This is a genomic window from Microbacterium sp., from assembly GCF_051953575.1.
Taxonomy (GTDB): domain Bacteria; phylum Actinomycetota; class Actinomycetes; order Actinomycetales; family Microbacteriaceae; genus Microbacterium.
This window is the reverse complement of sequence record NZ_JBQCIP010000027.1, coordinates 1-16978: the sequence shown is the minus strand read 5'-3', so window position 1 is coordinate 16978 and position 16978 is coordinate 1. Positions and strand designations below refer to the sequence as shown.

12 protein-coding genes and 1 pseudogene are annotated in these 16978 nt (G+C 68.7%); 2 read left to right on the top strand and 11 right to left on the bottom strand.

Translation table 11 applies throughout. From position 1 onward, the window contains the following. The 4 genes and pseudogenes from ACTHNQ_RS02125 to cls all read right to left on the bottom strand — a co-directional run. Nucleotides 1-104, bottom strand: a pseudogene (locus tag ACTHNQ_RS02125) (SHOCT domain-containing protein); the annotation flags it as partial. Nucleotides 105-130: 26 nt separating this feature from the next. Continuing rightward, nucleotides 131-547 (bottom strand): DUF6325 family protein, encoded by a 417-nt coding sequence (locus ACTHNQ_RS02120; protein WP_018173433.1) that lies wholly within the window; start codon nt 545-547, stop codon nt 131-133. 25 nt (nt 548-572) lie between these two features. Next, nucleotides 573-956, bottom strand: a complete 384-nt coding sequence (locus ACTHNQ_RS02115; RefSeq protein ID WP_440330787.1) for an SHOCT domain-containing protein — start codon at nt 954-956, stop codon at nt 573-575. 243 nt (nt 957-1199) lie between these two features. After that, entirely contained in the window at nt 1200-2666 is a 1467-nt protein-coding gene (gene cls, locus ACTHNQ_RS02110) for a cardiolipin synthase (RefSeq protein WP_440330786.1), read from the bottom strand. A 47-nt stretch (nt 2667-2713) separates the two neighbouring features. On the opposite strand from cls, the gene ACTHNQ_RS02105 reads away from it, so the two are divergent. Continuing rightward, nucleotides 2714-4357, top strand: coding sequence for a SulP family inorganic anion transporter (locus ACTHNQ_RS02105; RefSeq protein ID WP_440330785.1), 1644 nt, complete (start codon nt 2714-2716; stop codon nt 4355-4357). 60 nt (nt 4358-4417) lie between these two features. Here ACTHNQ_RS02105 and ACTHNQ_RS02100 read toward each other — a convergent pair whose 3' ends face one another. The 5 genes from ACTHNQ_RS02100 to ACTHNQ_RS02080 form a co-directional block, all read right to left on the bottom strand. Next, a complete protein-coding gene (locus tag ACTHNQ_RS02100; RefSeq protein ID WP_440330784.1) occupies nt 4418-6739 on the bottom strand; it encodes an arylsulfatase in 2322 nt (773 codons plus the stop codon). A gap of 122 nt (nt 6740-6861) precedes the next feature. Further along, complete coding sequence (locus tag ACTHNQ_RS02095; protein ID WP_440330783.1) at nt 6862-7377, bottom strand: hypothetical protein; 516 nt, start codon at nt 7375-7377, stop codon at nt 6862-6864. Continuing rightward, entirely contained in the window at nt 7374-10088 is a 2715-nt protein-coding gene (locus ACTHNQ_RS02090; RefSeq protein WP_440330782.1) for a cation-translocating P-type ATPase, read from the bottom strand. The genes ACTHNQ_RS02095 and ACTHNQ_RS02090 overlap by 4 nt, the downstream gene beginning before the upstream one ends. Nucleotides 10089-10119: 31 nt before the next feature. After that, on the bottom strand, nt 10120-11265 hold the full coding sequence (locus ACTHNQ_RS02085; protein WP_440330781.1) for an AI-2E family transporter: 1146 nt from the start codon (nt 11263-11265) through the stop codon (nt 10120-10122). Next, a complete protein-coding gene (locus ACTHNQ_RS02080; RefSeq protein ID WP_440330780.1) occupies nt 11262-12359 on the bottom strand; it encodes a hypothetical protein in 1098 nt (365 codons plus the stop codon). Before ACTHNQ_RS02080 ends, ACTHNQ_RS02085 begins: the two co-directional genes overlap by 4 nt. Before the next feature lie 75 nt (nt 12360-12434). On the opposite strand from ACTHNQ_RS02080, the gene ACTHNQ_RS02075 reads away from it, so the two are divergent. Continuing rightward, a complete protein-coding gene (locus ACTHNQ_RS02075; RefSeq protein ID WP_440330779.1) occupies nt 12435-14015 on the top strand; it encodes an MFS transporter in 1581 nt (526 codons plus the stop codon). Between the two features lie 3 nt (nt 14016-14018). Here the strand turns inward: ACTHNQ_RS02075 and ACTHNQ_RS02070 are convergent, their stop codons facing one another. Together ACTHNQ_RS02070 and ACTHNQ_RS02065 are read right to left on the bottom strand one after the other, a co-directional pair. Beyond that, complete coding sequence (locus tag ACTHNQ_RS02070) at nt 14019-15368, bottom strand: M20/M25/M40 family metallo-hydrolase (RefSeq protein ID WP_018173446.1); 1350 nt, start codon at nt 15366-15368, stop codon at nt 14019-14021. A 100-nt stretch (nt 15369-15468) separates the two neighbouring features. Continuing rightward, nucleotides 15469-16905 (bottom strand): anaerobic C4-dicarboxylate transporter, encoded by a 1437-nt coding sequence (locus tag ACTHNQ_RS02065; RefSeq protein WP_440330778.1) that lies wholly within the window; start codon nt 16903-16905, stop codon nt 15469-15471. Nucleotides 16906-16978 lie beyond the last annotated feature (73 nt).

Below are 16978 nucleotides of genomic sequence, written 5' to 3'. Positions count from 1 at the left end.
GCCCTGCGCTGCTGGTGGCCGGCGACGGCGCCCGAGACCGCGGTGGCGGTTCCGGCGACGACGGCGGTGCGTGCAGCCATACCGATCAGGCCGGGACGGCCCATTCTTCCGAGTGGCATGTCTTCCTCCTTCAGTCGGCGTTCTCAGCGAGGAACGCGTTGACGATCGGTGCGGGGACGCCCTCGCGCGCGATGACGGCACCGCCGGCGTCGTACAGCGCGGATGCGAAGGCCTTCGCCCAGAGCAGCTCGATGACGAGGATCGCCGCCGACGTGCCCGGCTCCAGGCCCGCAGCCAGGGCGAGGATGTCCTCCTCGCCGGCGAGACCCTCGAGGTCGAGCGACGGCACGTCGCTCTCGACGGTGTCGGACAGCTCGAGGATCTCCAGCTCGCCCTCGGGCGAGCGTCGCACGAAGACGAGGTCGAGGAGGTTCACGGTGCCCGCGGCGACCAGGTCGTCGATGGCCTGGAGCACGGCGGGACCCGGGCGGTCGCCCTCGAACCCGATCGCGTAGAACTCGATGGGGCCGTAGTCGAAGTCAGTCATGTCTTCTCCGTTTCGCGGATCGCTCTCAGGCCGAGAGCGCCTTTGCCTTCAGTGAGTCGAACTCGGCCTGGGTGATGGTGCCGGCGTCCAGCAGGGCCTTTGCCTTGGCGACCTCGTCGGCGGGGCTGGCCGTGGTGCCCGCCGCCTGACGGATGTAGTCCTGCTGCGCGGCCTGCAGCGCCTTCGCCTGGGCGAGCGAGCGCTCCTGCATGCCCTTGCCGCGGGCGATGAGGTAGACGAGCGCCGTCAGGAACGGCACGAAGATGAGGAACAGGATCCAGACCGCCTTGAGCCAGCCGTTCAGCTTCTCGTCGCGGAACAGGTCGCCGATGATCGAGAAGACGACCATCAGGTAAGCGACGAAGACGAAGACCCAGAAGATCCAGGCGAGCAGGTCCCAGAAACCCATATGCGATTGCCAATCTGTCGGACGGGCCCCGGGCCCGTCGCGGTGACGAGAGGAACAGCGCGGCGCGCCGTTCCTGCTCGCGACACTACTCCCCACCGTGGCTCGAAGAAATCACCCGGATCGGCTGATTCGGCCTGTTCACGCCGAATTCAAGAGATTCCCGCCGAGACCCCTGACGACGCCTCCGCTCGAGCGACGATCCCCCGCTTCAGCAGGCAGATGCCCGGTCTCGCGCGGCCCGCGTCAGTTCAGCGCGGACGTGAGGCGGGCGACGCCGTCGAGGAACGTCGCCTTCGCGGGCTCGCGGCGCCACTCCTCGAGCGTGAGCTCGCGGCCGGCGTCGCGGTACGCCTGCTCGACCTCGCGCATCTGGGCGACGAACGACTCGCCGAGCACCATCATCGAGACCTCCATGTTGAGGCTGAAGGAGCGGATGTCCATGTTGCTCGACCCGATGACGGCGATGTCGTCGTCGATGGAGAAGTGCTTCGAGTGCAGGATGAACGGCGCGGGATACATGAAGATGCGCACGCCGGCCTCCAGCAGCGCGTCGTAGTACGAGCGCTGCGCGTGGTAGACCATGCCCTGGTCGCCGATCTCGGAGACGAACAGCTGCACCTCGAGTCCGCGCTCGCAGGCGGTGGTGATCGCGTAGACCATCGCCTCGTCGGGAACGAAGTACGGGCTCGTGATGATGACGCGCTCGGTCGCCCCGTGGATGAGCGACAGGAACAGGCGCAGGTTGTTCTCGGTCTCGTAGCCGGGCCCGCTCGGCACCAGCTGGCAGACCAGATCACCGGATGCCGGCACCTCGGCCGCGGCGACATGCTCGTCGTCGAGCTGCACACCGGTCTCGATGAGCCAGTCCGACAGGAAGACCGCGTCGATCTCGGCGACCGCGGGGCCGTCGACGCGCGACACGAGCTCCTGCCACTTGAGGCCGCGCTTGATGTTCTTGGGCGAGTTGTAGGTGCGGTCGATGAGGTTCTGCGATCCGACGAACGCCGTGCGGCCGTCGACCACCACGATCTTGCGGTGGTTGCGCAGGTCGGGCCGCTGGTACTTGCCCTGGAACGGCTGCACGGGCAGCATCCACGACCAGATCACGCCGATGCGGTCGAGCTCGGCGAAGGTCTTCTCCTGATCGGCGACCTTGCGCGAGGCGATGTAGTCGGCGAGCAGGCGGACGGTGACGCCGCGCTTGACGGCGTTCTCCATGGCGGTGAAGAAGACCTCGGTCGTCTTGTCCCACGACACGATGTAGAACTCGACGTGCACGAACTTCTCTGCGGTGTCGATCGCCGCCGCCATGGCGATGATGGATGCCTCGTAGTCGTCGATCAGCTCGGCCCGGTTGCCGCCGACAGGGGGCAGGCTCGTGAGCGTCTCGTTCTGCACGGTCACGCGGGTGAACCACGTCGGCCACGACGACGTGTCGGCCTTCTGGGCGGCGGCGGCCGCGACCCGCTCTCGGAGGATGCGGTCGATGCGGGCCTGCTCGGCGCGCCGCTTCTTCGGCAGCTTGACGTTGCCGATCAGCAGGAACAGCACGATGCCCACGATCGGCAGCAGGAAGATGAGCAGCAGCCACGACATCGCCGCCGTGGGCTTGCGGCCCTTGGGGATCACGATGAGCGCGGTGATGTTGATGGCGAGCACCACGAGAGCGCTGAGCGTCCAGCCGAGATTGGCGAAGAAACCGGAGTCCACGTGAGCAGTGTGCCGCATCACACGCCGATCCCGGTGGATTCGCGAGGGTGACCTCGCCCGCGCCCGCCTCCCGACGTCCGCGCTGGCTGCTGCCCTCTCTCACCGGCTACCGCCGCGAGTGGCTGGGGGCCGACGTCGTGGGCGGCCTCTCGGCGGGCGCCGTGGTGGTGCCACAGGCGATGGCGTACGCGACCATCGCGAATCTGCCGGTGCAGGTCGGTCTGTACACCTGCATCCTCCCGATGCTCGTGTACGCCCTGCTGGGTGGCAGCCGCGCCATGAGCGTGTCGACCACGTCGACGATCGCCACGCTGACGGCGACGACGATGGTGTCGGCGGGCGTCGCGGCCTCCGCCGACGACCCCGACGCGGCGCTGGGCTCGCTCATGACACTGACGCTGCTGGTGGGCGGGATCCTGCTGATCGCCTGGCTGCTCCGGCTCGGCTCGCTGGTCGAGAACATCAGCGGCGCGACCGTGCTCGGCCTCAAGATCGGCGTCGGTGCGACGGTGGCCGTCGGGCAGCTGCCCAAGCTCCTCGGCGAGACCGGCAACGTGTCGGGCGAGGGGTTCATCCACTCGCTCGTGGCGGCGGGCAAGGCGTTCGACAGCGTCAACTGGCCCACCGTCGCACTGTCGGTGGGCTCGATCCTGGTGCTGGTGCTGCTGCAGCGGTTCGCGCCGCGCGTTCCGGGCGCGCTCATCGTCGTCGTCGGCGGCATCCTGCTCAGCGCCTTCACTGGCCTGACCGCCGCCGGTGTGGCCCTCATCGACCCGGTGCCGTCGGGCTTCCCCACGCCGTCGCTGCCCGACTTCACGCACCTCCCCGAGCTGGTCCCGGGCGCGCTGGCGATCGCCGTCATGGCGTTCCTCGAGTCCGCAGCCGTGGCCCGCGGCATCCGCAAGACGACCGAGCCTCAGGTCGACAGCAATCAGGAGCTGTTCGCCACCGGTGCGGCCAATGCCGTCGGCGCTTTCTTCACGACGATGCCCGCGGCCGCTGGCTTCTCGCAGAGCGCCGTCAACCAGAACGCGGGCGCGAAGACGCAGGTCTCGACGATGGTCACGGTCGTGCTCGCGATCCTCGTCGCGCTGTTCCTGGGGCCGGTGCTGAGCCTGCTCCCGCAGGCGACGCTCGCCGCCATGGTGTTCGTGGCCGTCGTCGGTCTCATCAACATCTCCGAGCTCGTGCGGTGGGCGCGCATCAGCAGGATCGACTTCTGGATCGCGCTGGTCGTGGCGCTCATCGGCCTCTCGGCGGGGCTCCTCCCGGCCGTCGCCATCGGCGTCGTCATGACCCTCGTCCTCGTCCTGCGCGAGGTGAACATCCCCCGGCTCGACATCACGGGCCGTGAGGGCGATGTCGTCGCCGTGCACCTCGGCCGCGGACTGTACACGGCCAATGCCGCCGAGAACGCCCGTGCGATCATCGCCCTCGCGACGAGTCAGACTCCGCCGGTCGACGCACGCGTGCTCGACGTCGAGCGGCTCGACATCGTCACCGTCACGATCCTCGACGCGCTGGAGAGCCTCGACCGGGAGCTGGCCCAGCTCGGCATCGTGCTGCATCTGGCGCGCCTTCCCGAGAAGGCCACCGCCATCGCCCGCAAGACCCCGTGGTTCGAGAGCCTCGAACGGGACGGCCGCGTCCACGCGACCGTCCCGGAGGGACTCGCCGCAGCCTCGGTCTGAGGCCGCGGAGACAGCGCGAGGGGGTGGATGCCGCGGCATCCACCCCCTCGTCTGCCTGTGTCAGTCGCTCGCGAGCTTCGCGGCGAACTCCCTCTCGATATCGATGTAGTAATCGTCTGCGACGTCGTAGACCACCTCGTGGATCTCGCCGCCGGTGAAGGCGAACCGGTTGGGATAGGCGGTCGTCACGGTGTCGCCGGAGTCGTATCCGACGCTCAGACCTTCGCCGGTCAGGGCGTAGCGGCCGAGCTGCGTGCGGATGTCGGCGGAATCCGCGGCCTGGTCGTCCACGTAGAGCGTCAACGTGCCGAGGGCCTCGCCATGCCCGCCATGGCCCTTCTTCTCGAACCCGACCCCGACGACGTGGCGGCCCTCGGAGGGCGCGCCGGTGGTGACGCGCTGCTCGGGTGGGATGCCGAGGAAGTTGTACACGAACGACAGCTCGCCGTCCTTCACGTACAGGCTGTAGCCGCCGAAACGCGACCCCTGCGCGACGATGACACCCTCCGTATCGGAGGTGAAGTCGACGTCGGCGAGGATCTTGAACGACACCTGCTGCGTACGCGCGGCGAGCTGCTCCTGCACCTCGGTCGTGCCGGGGTAGTAGATGTAGCGGCCGTCGACGGGCACGGGCAGGTGGTACTCGAGCTTCACGAGCTCGGGGACGCTGAGGTCGTTCAGCGGGAGCACACCGTACTTGTGCGCCTCTTCGAGCCAGAGCGCGGTGAGCTCCTCGAGCTTCTCAGGATGCTCGGCGGCGAGGTCGTGCGCCTCTGAGCGGTCCTCGTCGACGTGGAACAGCTGCCAGCGGTCCTTGTCGAAGTTCCCGAGGCCGATGGGAATCGGCCCGTGTTCGGCGACGGCCTTCCACCCCTTGTGCCAGATACCTCGGGTGCCGGCGAGTTCGTAGTACTGGGTCTCCTTCTTCGTCGGCGCATCGCCGCTGTCGAAGGTGTAATTCATGGAGACACCCGGCATCGGTGTCTGCTCGACGCCGTCCACGACGGAAGGCGCCGTGACGCGGCAGGCCTCGAGGATCGTCGGCACGATGTCGGTGCAGTGGTGGTACTGATCGCGCACCTCGCCCTTCGCGGCGATGCCGGCCGGCCAGTGGATGATCAGCGGATCGGCCGAGCCACCCGCATACGAGTACCGCTTGAACATGCGGAACGGCGTCGAGAAGGCCACGGCCCACCCGGTCGGATAGTGGTTGTAGGCCTCGGGGCCGCCGAGCTCGTCGATCATCTCGAGGTTGTGCGCGACGTCGTCGGGGTAGCCGTTGAAGAAGAGGTTCTCGTTGACCGAGCCGCTGGGGCTTCCCTCACCCGAGGCGCCGTTGTCGGCCGCGTAGATGATGAGGGTGTTCTCGAGCTGTCCCGACTTCTCGAGATGGTCGATGACGCGGCCGACCTGGGCGTCGGTGTACTCGCTGTACCCCGCGAAGACCTCGGCCATGCGGCTGAACAGCCTCTTCTCTTCGTCGCTCAGCTCGGCCCAGGGTCGCACCGCGTCGCCGGGCGAGAACGTCCCCTCCGTCATCGGGTTGATCTCGGTGAGTTCGGTGCCCTCGGGCAGGATGCCGCGCTCGATCATGCGCGGCAGCACCCACTCGCGATAGGCCTCATAGCCGTCGTCGAAGACACCCTTGTACTTGTCGATGTACTCCTGGGGCGCGTGATGGGGGGCGTGGTTCGCGCCGGGGCAGAACCACAGGTACCAGGGCTTGTCGGGGTTTGACTGCTTGGTGTCGCGCAGCATCCGGATCGCCTGGTCGGCGAGGTCCTTCGACAGGTGGTAGCCGTCCTCGGGCATGTAGGGCTGATCGATGTAGTGGTTGTCGACGGCGAGGTCGGGATACCACTGGTTCGTCTCGCCGCCGATGAACCCGTAGAACCGGTCGAACCCCTGACCGAGCGGCCACTCGCTCCGATCCGAGCCGCTGGAGAGGGCGTTGACCGGCACGTTGTGGTTCTTGCCCACCCAGTAGGTCGACCACCCCGCGTCGCGGAGGATGCGTGCGATCGACGCGTTCGACTTCGGGATGTGCCCGCTGTAGCCCGGGAAGCCGACCGCCGACTCGGAGATCGTCGCGAAACCGTTCTGGTGATGCGTGCGACCGGTGAGGAAGGTGGACCGCGTGGGCGAGCAGAGCGATGTCGTGTGCCACTGCGAGTACGTCAGACCGTTGTCGGCAAGGCGCTGAAGGGTCGGCATCTTGATCCGCCCGCCGTACGGCTCCCACGCCGCAAGGCCGGTGTCGTCGTAGAGGACGACGAGGACGTTCGGCGCATCCTTCGGCGCCTTCGTCAGCTCGTAGGCGCCCCAGTCAGGCGTCGAGTCGCGGATGTCGAGTTCGATCTTCCCCTGGAAATCGCGAGGCACAGGGCTCTCCTTCGTTGACGTGTCGAGGGCACCCGGAGCCCCCACCTCGGACCCTATTGGGGATGCCGGGACCGCTGGAGAGACTCACGGACGATTCACCGATCCGTCGCCGTGCGGCGGGGTCAGTGGGTCACGAACGCCTTCAGCAGGATGAGGATCACGCCGAACGACGCCGCGATGAGAGCGCCGAGCAGTCGGGCAGTGAACCTCGGCCGCCAGCGCCCGACGGCGATCCACCCGAGCACCGCCAGCAGGATCGTGTTGACGATGAGCGCCGCCCAGTTGGCGACCACGTCGGGAATGACGTGAGAGGTGCCCAGAAACAGGATGACGACCGGCACGACGCTCGCTACAAGAAGCCCCGAGGACTCCCGAGCCGCGAATGCCAGACTCCCGGCGGGCGATGCCTTGCCGCGAGACTCGGCGAGGCGCGCCACGGCGCCGGCGTACACGTGAGCCGCATAGAACACGAGCACCGTGACGACGACCGTCAGAAGCACCTCGAGCGAGGCCCCTCTGCCGGCGACGACGATCATGCCCGAGACCAGGATCAGGCCGTAGATGGCCTCCTCCGTCATCAGGATCGGCAGCAGCGACGGCGACGTTCCCGTCTCGTCGCCGAGATCCTCCTCGCTCACGAGGCATCAGCCTGACGCCGGTGCCGCGAGCGCCGCAGCAGCTTCTCGAGCTCGATGAACAGAGGCACCAGCAGCGACAGACCCAGGCAGATGAGCCACTCGTTCCCGGTCAGCGATGTCGTGCCCACGAGCCGCTGGAGGAAGCCGATCTCGACCGCCGCGACGGTCAGCGCCAGCGGGATCGCCAGCCACTTGACCGCAACCAGGATCGGCGCCGTGAGGCCCGACTCGGGGTCGCGGCGCATCACCAGGCCGCCGAAGATCGAACCGAGCGCGGCGACCACGAAGGCCATGGTGACGGGTGCGTTCGGGGCGGTGGAGCTGAGCTGGTCGGGGTAGAGCAGCAACGGGATGAGGGTCGTGATGAAGATGAGGCCGCCGTAGACGAACCACAGCACGACGGCGCCGCCGTTCGCGATCGTCTTCTTCGGGTCGCGCGGCGGCTTCTGCATGATGCCCTCGGGCGCCGGGTCCAGCAGGATCACGATGACCGGGAAGATCGCGATGAAGAAGTTCAGGAACAGCACCATGATCGGCGTCAGCGGCACGCCGTCGTTGATGTCGAAGAGGCTCGCGACGAGGAACAGCAGCACGAGCGAGAACAGCTGCGACATCTGGAACCGCACGTAGCTGACGATCTTGTCGTAGATCGCCCGGCCGAGCCGCACGGCGGTGACGAGGGTGCCGAAGTTGTCGTCGACGAGGATCATCTTGCCGGCCTGCTTGGTGACGTCGCTGCCGGAGCCCATCGCGACGCCGATGTCGGCCTGCTTGAGCGCCGCCGCGTCGTTGACGGCGTCGCCCGTCATGGCGACGACCGCGCCGTCCTCCTGCATGAGACGCGCGAGGCGCAGCTTGTCTTCGGGGGTGACGCGGCCGAACACGTGCAGGTGCGGGAGCTTCGCCTTGAGCTCCTCGTCCGACATCGCCTGGATCTCGGCGCCGCTGGCCGCCCCGTCGCCGAGCCCGAGCTGCGCGCCGATCGCCGCGGCGGTGATGGCGTGGTCGCCCGTGATCATGCGGACCTCGATGCCCGCCTCGCGGGCGATCCGCACCGCCTCCTTCGACGACGGTCGCAGCGGGTCGATGATGCCGACGAGCCCCGCGAGGCTCAGGTCCTTCACCTCTGCCATCGGGTCGGCGGGCGTCGGCGTGCCGGGCGCGAAGCGCCGGACGGCGAATGCGAGGACGCGCAGCCCGCGCTCCGACAGCTCGCGGTTCGCGTCGAGGATCGCCTGCCGCTTCTCTTCGATGGGGGCGGCGCCGTCGACGGTGAGCACCGACGAGCAGCGCTCGAGCACGACGTCCGGGCCGCCCTTGACGAGCTCGACGAGCTCCGTCCCGCCGCCGGCGGCGGGGCGCTCGTGGAACGTCGCCATGAACTTGTACGCCGAGTCGAACGGCACCTCCGCGGCCCGGGGGTGCTGCACGCGGGTGAGGGCGGCATCCGCCCCCATCTTCGCGGCCAGCACGACGAGGGCGGCCTCGGTCGGATCGCCGATGACGTCGCCGTCGTCCGAGACGGTCGCGTCGCTGCAGAGGGTGAGCGCGAGCGCGAGCTGGGTGAAGTCGGGGACCGCCAGCCCCGCCGCGTGGCGGATCTCACCCGTCTTCTCATACCCGGTGCCGCTGACGGAGAACCACTCGCCGGCGTAGTACAGCGACTCCACCGTCATCTCGTTCATCGTGAGCGTGCCGGTCTTGTCGGAGTTGATGGCGCTCGTCGCCCCGAGGGTCTCGACGTCGGTGAGGTTCTTCACGACGGCTTTGTGCTCGGCCAGCTGCCGCGACCCGTACGAGAGCATCGCCTGCACGAACGAGGGCATGCCGGTCGGGATCGCCGAGATCGCCATCGAGATGCCGAGGAGGATGACCGAGGTGATCTCCTGGCCGCGCAGGAGCCCGGTGATGATGATGACCGCGACGGCGCCCCACGCGATCCAGCCGAGGACGCCGGTCAGCGAGTCCAGCTCGCGCTGGAGCGGCGACTTCGACGGCTTGACGGCCGACAGCATCGAGGCGATCTGCCCCATCTGCGTGCCCATGCCCGTCGCCACCACGACGGCCGTGGCCGTGCCGCGGGTCACCTGCGTGTTCTGGAACACCATGTTCGCCCGGTCGCCGAGGGTCGTCTCGGGGTCGGCGATGACGGCGGCGTCCTTCGCGATCGGGGCGCTCTCACCGGTGAGCGCGGCCTCCTGCGTCTCGAGCGTCGCCGACCGGATGATCCTGCCGTCGGCGGGCACGATGTCGCCGGCCTCGAGGGTGATGATGTCGCCGGGCACGAGCGAGGTCGCATCGACCTGCAGCAGCACCCCGTCCCGGATCACCTTCGCCTTCGGGATCTGCATCTTCGCGAGGGCGTCGACGGACGCCTTCGCCTTCATCTCCTGCCGCGTGCCGAGGAACACGTTGAGGATCACGAGGGCGCCGACGAGGATGCCGACACTCACCTGGTTGATGAACAGGCTGATGATCGCGACGGCGACGAGCATCACGTTCATCGGGTCGGCGAGCTGTCTGAGCGACACCTGCCACACCGACGGCGCCGGCTCGGCCGCGATCGCGTTCGGGCCGTGCTCGGCGAGCCTTCGCTCGGCCTCTGCGCTGGTCAGGCCGGCGTCGCGGTCGGTGGCGACGCTCGCGACGACGGCATCCGCCTCCTGGGCGAACCAGGGTGCTTCGGTGGATCCTCCGGTGGCGGTGGTCATGTGTCCGACGCTACCGAGGGAACGTTCACCCCTACGGGGTGATCTTGAGGTCCTGCCGCGGCACGACGATCTCGCGGATGATGAGGAGGATGGATGCCGTCACCGGCAGGGCCACCAGCACTCCGACGACGCCGCCCAGCGCACCGCCGACCATCGCGGCGATGAGCACGAGCGCGGCAGGGATCGACACCGCGCGGTTCATGATCCGCGGGCTCAGCACGTAGGACTCGATCTGGATGTAGATGAGGTAGCAGATCAGGAAGATGAGCGCCTGCGTCGGGCTGGAGAACAGCGCGACCGCCGTGCCGATCACGAGGAAGATGATCGAGCCGAACAGCGGGATGAGCGTGATGACGAACGCGATGACCGCCATCAGGGCCGCGAACGGCAGGCCGATGACGAGGTGCAGCACGAACACCGCACCCGCATTCAGCGCCGACAGCGTCACCGAGCCGAGCAGCGCGCTGCCCACCGATGCCGTGATGCGCTCGGTCAGCTCCTGCAGCTTCGGGCGGTTGTGCGCCGGGGCGAGCAGGTAGAACGCCTGCTTGGTCGCATCCAGCGATGCGAGGAAGTAGAGGGTCAGCGCGACGACGATGAAGCTCGCGGAGATCGCCGCGACGAAGCCGACCCCCGCGGCGACGATCCCCACGCCGATCGCGGCGTGCGTCTGCGGACTCGCGATCCATTCGGCGAGCCCCTGGGCCACTCCCGTGATGGCCGCCTGCATGTCGGGCGGGAGGGCCGCGTACCACGCCGTCTGGTCGACCTTGTCGAGGGCGTCCGGGATCGCCTTGATGAACTCGCCGATCTGCGTCAGCAGCGGCGGCAGCACGAACACGAGGAACAGCACGAACAGCACCGCGAAGCACCCGAAGACGATCAGGATCGCGACCGGCCGTTTCAACTTGCGGCGCTCCAGCATCCGCACGATCGGGTCGAGGCCGAGCGCCAGGAACATCGCGAGCACGATGTACAGCAGGATCGTGCCGATCGACGTGACCGCGGTGCCCAGCAGGAGCGCCCCGAGAACCCCGATCGTCGCAAGGAATCCCGACACCAGCGGCCGCTGGAACAGCGCCTGCACGTTCAAAGGACCCCGCCGGCGGACGGGCGGCTCCTCGATCGACGGGGCGACGGGTGCTGCGACGGGCTGTGGGTCGGGCAGGTCGGTCATGCCGTGCCTCCAGGGTCGGGGGCGTCCCGGCGTCCGGCGACGCCGAGGAATCGCATGAACACTGCGATCCAGCCGAAGATGAGCGCGAAGACGATGATCTCGAACGCGGTGAGCGAGAAGTACCCGACGGCGAACAGCACGATCGACACGGCCGTGGCCGCCAGGAACGCCGACGCCGCGACGAAGTAGGCGCGCGGCATCCCCCGCAGCACGCGGTAGCCGGCGATCAGCAGCACCAGGTAGGCGACCGCCATCCCCGAGGCCGACAGGTTGTGGATGAGGAGGTTGACGTCGACGGGCACGATGCCGACGAACGCGAGCATGATGCCCATGATCACGAACGCGGTGCTGACGAACCGCGCGACGCCATGGTTGACGAGCGTGCCGGCCTCGGTGAGCGCCTGGAGGTCGCGGGAGATGTGGACGGCGAACGTCGTGACGAGCAGGCCGCCGGCGATGAGGGTGCCGTTGAAGATCCAGCTCGACAGGTCGTCGAAGGTGCCCAGCTGGCTGAAGTGCACCGTCCACCACTGCGGATCGGGCGTCGTGATGGTCGCGGTGAGGGTGCCGATCGAGATGAACGCCATGAGCAGCGTCGACAGCCGCTGCGTCGTGATGCTCGACGACGACAGGTACACGAAGTAGGTCGACAGTCCGAGGGTGACGGCCATGAGCACGACCGCCCAGAACGTGATGATGGGCAGGCCGATGAAGCCCAGCGCCAGCAGCCGGTAGAGGCCGTAGGTCGCGACGAACGCGAGCGCCGCGTGGACGACGACGACCGAGATCGTGTTGACCGTGAACAGCCACGGCGGCAGGTCGCGCCGCCATCGCTGCTCGGGCTGCGACCGGGAACGCCAGTACCCGGCGGTCGCGGCCACGGCGGCGACCACCGCCGCGCCGGCGGCCGCCCACATCGCGAACGGGTCGTCGCCCGTGAGCGACAGGGCCGCGGTGAACTGCGCGAGCACGAACCCGTAGACCGCGCCGACGACCTGCGCGCCGAGCGACAGGTAGAGCGACTCCCGCTCGGTGCGGGGAGTCTGCTCGGGCGCGACCGCATCCGGGGCGGCATCCGACGAGATCCGGCTCATGGCGTCAGTCTTCACCGAATGCCGTCACCCGGCGGGGGTGATTCCAGCAGGCCGCGAGCATGGTTCGCTTCCGTCATGAGCAGCGGGCGAGAGGCACCTCCCTTCAACGCGCGCGTCGCGATCCTCATGGCGATGGCGATGTTCGTCCTCGTCGTCGACACGTCGCTGATGAACGTCTCGATCTCTGCCGTCGTGCGGGATCTGGATGCCACCGCCAGCGGGGTGCAGGGCGCCATCGCGCTCGAGGCGCTGGTGTCGGCCGCGTTCATCCTGATCGGCGGCAAGACCGGCGATCTGATCGGACGCAAGCGCGCCTACGTCTTCGGCCTCATCGGCTACATGGTCGGCGCCATCGCGATGACCTTCGCAGGGAGCCTCACCGCAGTCATCATCTTCTGGGCCATCATCGGCGGGCTCGGGGCATCCCTGCTGCTCCCGTCGATGCAGTCGCTCATCCACGGCAACTTCGAGGGCGCCCACCGCACCCGCGTGTACGCCATGGTCGGCGCGGCCGCCGCGATCGCCGCGGCCGTCGGCCCGCTCCTCGGCGGCGCCATCACGACCTTCCTGTCGTGGCGCGTCGGCTTCGCGCTCGAAGCGCTCGTGATCCTGGTCGTGCTCATCGGCGTCAGGCTCGTGAAGGACGTGCCCTTCAGCGGCGACCGCTCGGTCGACGTCGTCGGCTCGGTGCTCTCGGTCGTCGGCATGGGCGGCATCGTGCTCGGCATCCTGCTGTGGCAGGAGGGAGCCGCGTACGTCGGCGCCACGATCGCACTCGGCGTCATCGCCCTCGTCGGGCTGGGATTCTGGCTCGTGCGCCGCAAGCGGGCGGGCAGGGCCACGCTGCTGGACCCGTCGCTGTTCAGCTCGAAGCCGTTCCGCACCGGCGCCGCGGGTCAGCTGCTGCAGCAGATCACCCTCGGCGGCACGATGATCGTCCTCCCGCTGTACCTCCAGATGGTGCTGGAGTACGACGCGTTCCTCGCGGGCCTCTCGATCGCGCCGCTGTCGCTCAGCATGTTCGTCATCGCACTGCTGGCCGGCCGCGGCATCAAGCGGCGGCCCGCGACGGTCATCCTGTGGGGCTTCCTGCTCGCGCTGATCGGTCTCGTCGTCCTCGTGCCGCTCGTGCCGATCGCCACCAGCGGGTGGTACCTGGCACTCCCCCTCGTGGTCGTCGGATCGGGCCTGGGAATGCTGGTCTCGCAGCTCAACAACTACACCCTGTCGCCGATCGCCGAGGAACGGGTCAGCGAGGCCGCCGGCGTCAACTCGGCCGCCGGCTCGTTCGGCCTCTCGTTCGGCCTCGCCTTCGCTGGCGCGATCCTGCTGGCCGCGCTCGCCAGCAGCTTCGCGAGCCTCACCGCGTCGAGCACCGTGCTCACGGACGACGAGAAGACGCAGGTCAACGCGGTGCTCGAAGAGGATGCCGAACTCATGTCGAACACCGGGCTGCAGGAGATGCTCGCCGACGAGCCGCCGGCGACCGCCGACGAGATCGTCCGCATCAACGACGAGGCCGGCCCGTTCGCGCTTCAGGTCGCGCTGTTCGTGCCGATCATCGCCGCCGGCGCCGGCGCCCTCAATGCCCTGCGGATGCGCCGCCTTCCCGATCCCGCCCCGTCCGGCGGGCACGAGAGCGTGATCGGCGGCTGAGCCTCACGCCTTCGCGGTCGCAGCGACCTTCTCGATGAACGCGACCTGCGCCGCGATCATGCGCGCGATCTCGGCGGGGTCGACCGACTCGTCCGACGCGTGGATGCGGGCCTTCGCGGTGTCTTCGGCGCCCCACAGCACGATGGCGGCGCCGGGCGCGATCTTCTGCAGCGATGCCACGAGCGGGATCGACGCGCCGCTGCCGATGGACTCGACCGGCGCGCCATACGCCTCGGCGAGGGCGTCCTTGGCGGCGACGATCGCCGGATGCGTCTCGTCGACGGCGAACGCATGGCCGGTCTTGACCTTCGTCACCTCGACCTCGCAGTTCCACGGGCGCTGTGCCCGCAGGTGCGCCATGAGCGCCTCCAGCTGCGCATCGGCGTCCGAGCCCGGCACGATCCGCATCGACAGCTTCGCGGTGACCTGGGGCAGCAGCACGTTCGACGCCTCGGCGACGCTCGGCAGGTCCATGCCGAGCACCGTCACCGACGGCTTCGCCCAGATCCGGTCCGACAGCGACCCCGACCCGAGATAGTCGACGCCCGGCAGGATCGCCGAGCCGTCGCGGTACACGCCCTCCTCCATCGCGGCGCCGTCCCACGTCGACGTGTCGACGCCGGGGATGACGGTGTCGCCCGCCTCGTCGTGGAGGGTGTCGAGGATGCGGATCATCGCGGTCATCGCGTCGGGCGCCGCGCCGCCGAAGAGCCCGGAGTGCACGGGGAACGACAGTGTGCGCACCGTGACGGTGCAGGCCACGTCACCGCGGAGCGCCGTCGTCAGGCCCGGCCGGCCGACGACCTGTCCGCCGATGTCGGCGATCACGAAGGCGTCCGCCGCGAACTTCTCGGGGTTCGCCTCGACGAAGTCCTCGAGGTGCGAGATCGTCTCCTCCTCGCCCTCGACCAGCAGCTTGATGCGGCACGGGCGGTCAGGACCGAGAAGCCGGAGCGTCCCGTAGTGGATCACCAGCCCCGACTTGTCGTCGGCGGCGCCGCGCCCGTAGATGCGTCCGTCCTCGCCGGTGACCGGCTCGAACGGGTCGGGGATCGACCATCCCTGGCTGGCGGGCGCCGGCTGCACGTCATAGTGCGCGTACAGCAGCACCGTCGGCGACCCCTCAGGACCGGGAAGGTCGGCGTACACGCACGGATACCCGCCAGGCACGTCGACCAGGGCGACCTCGGTCGCGCCGGCCGCTTCGAACAGCTCGACGACGGCCTCGCCCATGCGATGGACCGGGTCGGGGTCGAAGCCGGGGAAGGCGACGGACGGGATCCGCACGAGACCCCTAAGGCGGTCCAGGACCTCGGGCATGAGCTCTTCGACGTCGGATGAGCGATCGGACATGATTCCTCTTCTCTGTCGGTACTGCGTCGCCGGGAGGTCCGACTCGGTCAGGAAGGCCGGTTCGGTCAGGAAGGCCGGTTCGGTCAGGAGGCCGGGTCGGTCAGGAGGGCACCACGAGCTGGATCAGCAGGCCCGACGCGACGACCGCGACCCACGACACCAGCATCGGGATCGTGAAGGAGTGCCATATCGGGACCTGCGTCAGCTTGGTCGAGCCTGTCGCATCCGTCTCGACGGAGGCGATCTGCGACCCGTTGGCCGGAAACAGCCACACGCCGATGAGCGACGGCCACATCGCCGTGATCACCCCGGGCGCCAGGCCCGCGGCGAGCGCGATCGGCACGAGCGTGTTGGTCGTCGCCGACTGGCTCGTGGTGAGGCCCGCCACGATGAACAGCGCCACGGCAAGCAGGAGCGGGTTGGCGACGATCAGCTTTCCGAGCGGCTCGATGATGGTCTCTTCGTTGGCCGAGATGAACGTGTCGGCCATCCACGCGATGCCGAACAGGGCGACGGCGGCGACGTAGCCCGCCTTCAGCAGGGGCTGCTCGACCACCTCGCTGGGCTTGACCCGCCGCACCAGGATGATCACGAGGGCCGCGGTGAACATGACCATCTCGATCACGGTGGCCATGCCGATCGGCACGAGGTCGCCTTCCGCGTCGGGGAAGGCGGGCCGCAGGCTCGGGAACAGGCCCAGCACGACGACCAGCAGCGTGCCGGCGATGAAGATGAGCGCGGCGGTCTGGCCGCCCGGGGGCACCGGGTGCTCGATGGGAGCGGATGCCGCCTTCTCGGCGGTCCTCGTGCGGCGTGGGCCTGCGGCATCCGATGTTCCGCCGTCGGCGGTCGCCGCCATCTTCGCGTCGTACCGCGCGCGCAGGGCCGGCGACAGCTCGACGCGGCCGTCGGCGACGCGCTTGAGGAACTCAGGGTCGTCGAGCAGGTCCTTGCCGAGGCGCTGCTGAACGAACGAGGTCGCGATGCACGCGACGATCGCGGACGGGATCGTGATGAGGAGGATCTGCGGCAGCTCGTAGCCGGTGCCCGCCATCAGGACGAGGTAGGCGGCCATGGCGGCTGACACCGGGCTCGCGGTGATCCCGAGGCCGGAGGTGACCGTCGAGGCGGCCAGTGCGCGCTCGGGCCGCTGGCCGTTGCGGTACGCGGTCTCGTAGATCACCGGGATGAGCGCGAAGAAGATGTTGGACGTGCCCGACAGCACCGTGAACACGAAGGCCACGATCGGGGCGACGTAGGTGAGGCGCCGGGGGTTGCGCTGGATGATCTTCGAGGCGATCGACACCAGGTAGTCGATGCCACCGGCCGCCTGCATGGCCGAGGACGCGGTGATGACCGCGATGATGATGAAGAAGGCGTCGATCGGCGGCGAGCCGGGTTCGAGCCGGAAGACGAACACCAGGATCGTCGTGCCGACGACGCCCCAGAGGCCCAGCCCGAGTCCGCCCGTGCGGACGCCGAGCATGATGGCGCCGAGCACGACGCAGGCCTGCAGGATGACGAGAAGGGTTTCCATCTTCGGCTCCTTCGCAGCAGGGCGGGCGTCATGCCGCGCCGTGTGGATGCCCGGGGCTGTGCGCCCCGGGCAT

Excerpts from the sequence above, each read along its gene's own strand:
- ACTHNQ_RS02120 (WP_018173433.1), bottom strand. The coding sequence starts at position 547 with ATGACTGACTTCGACTACGGCCCCATCGAGTTCTACGCGATCGGGTTC.
- ACTHNQ_RS02115 (WP_440330787.1), bottom strand. The coding sequence starts at position 956 with ATGGGTTTCTGGGACCTGCTCGCCTGGATCTTCTGGGTCTTCGTCTTC.
- ACTHNQ_RS02090 (WP_440330782.1), bottom strand. The coding sequence starts at position 10,088 with ATGACCACCGCCACCGGAGGATCCACCGAAGCACCCTGGTTCGCCCAG.
- ACTHNQ_RS02085 (WP_440330781.1), bottom strand. The coding sequence starts at position 11,265 with ATGACCGACCTGCCCGACCCACAGCCCGTCGCAGCACCCGTCGCCCCG.
- ACTHNQ_RS02080 (WP_440330780.1), bottom strand. The coding sequence starts at position 12,359 with ATGAGCCGGATCTCGTCGGATGCCGCCCCGGATGCGGTCGCGCCCGAG.
- ACTHNQ_RS02075 (WP_440330779.1), top strand. The coding sequence starts at position 12,435 with ATGAGCAGCGGGCGAGAGGCACCTCCCTTCAACGCGCGCGTCGCGATC.
- ACTHNQ_RS02070 (WP_018173446.1), bottom strand. The coding sequence starts at position 15,368 with ATGTCCGATCGCTCATCCGACGTCGAAGAGCTCATGCCCGAGGTCCTG.
- ACTHNQ_RS02065 (WP_440330778.1), bottom strand. The coding sequence starts at position 16,905 with ATGGAAACCCTTCTCGTCATCCTGCAGGCCTGCGTCGTGCTCGGCGCC.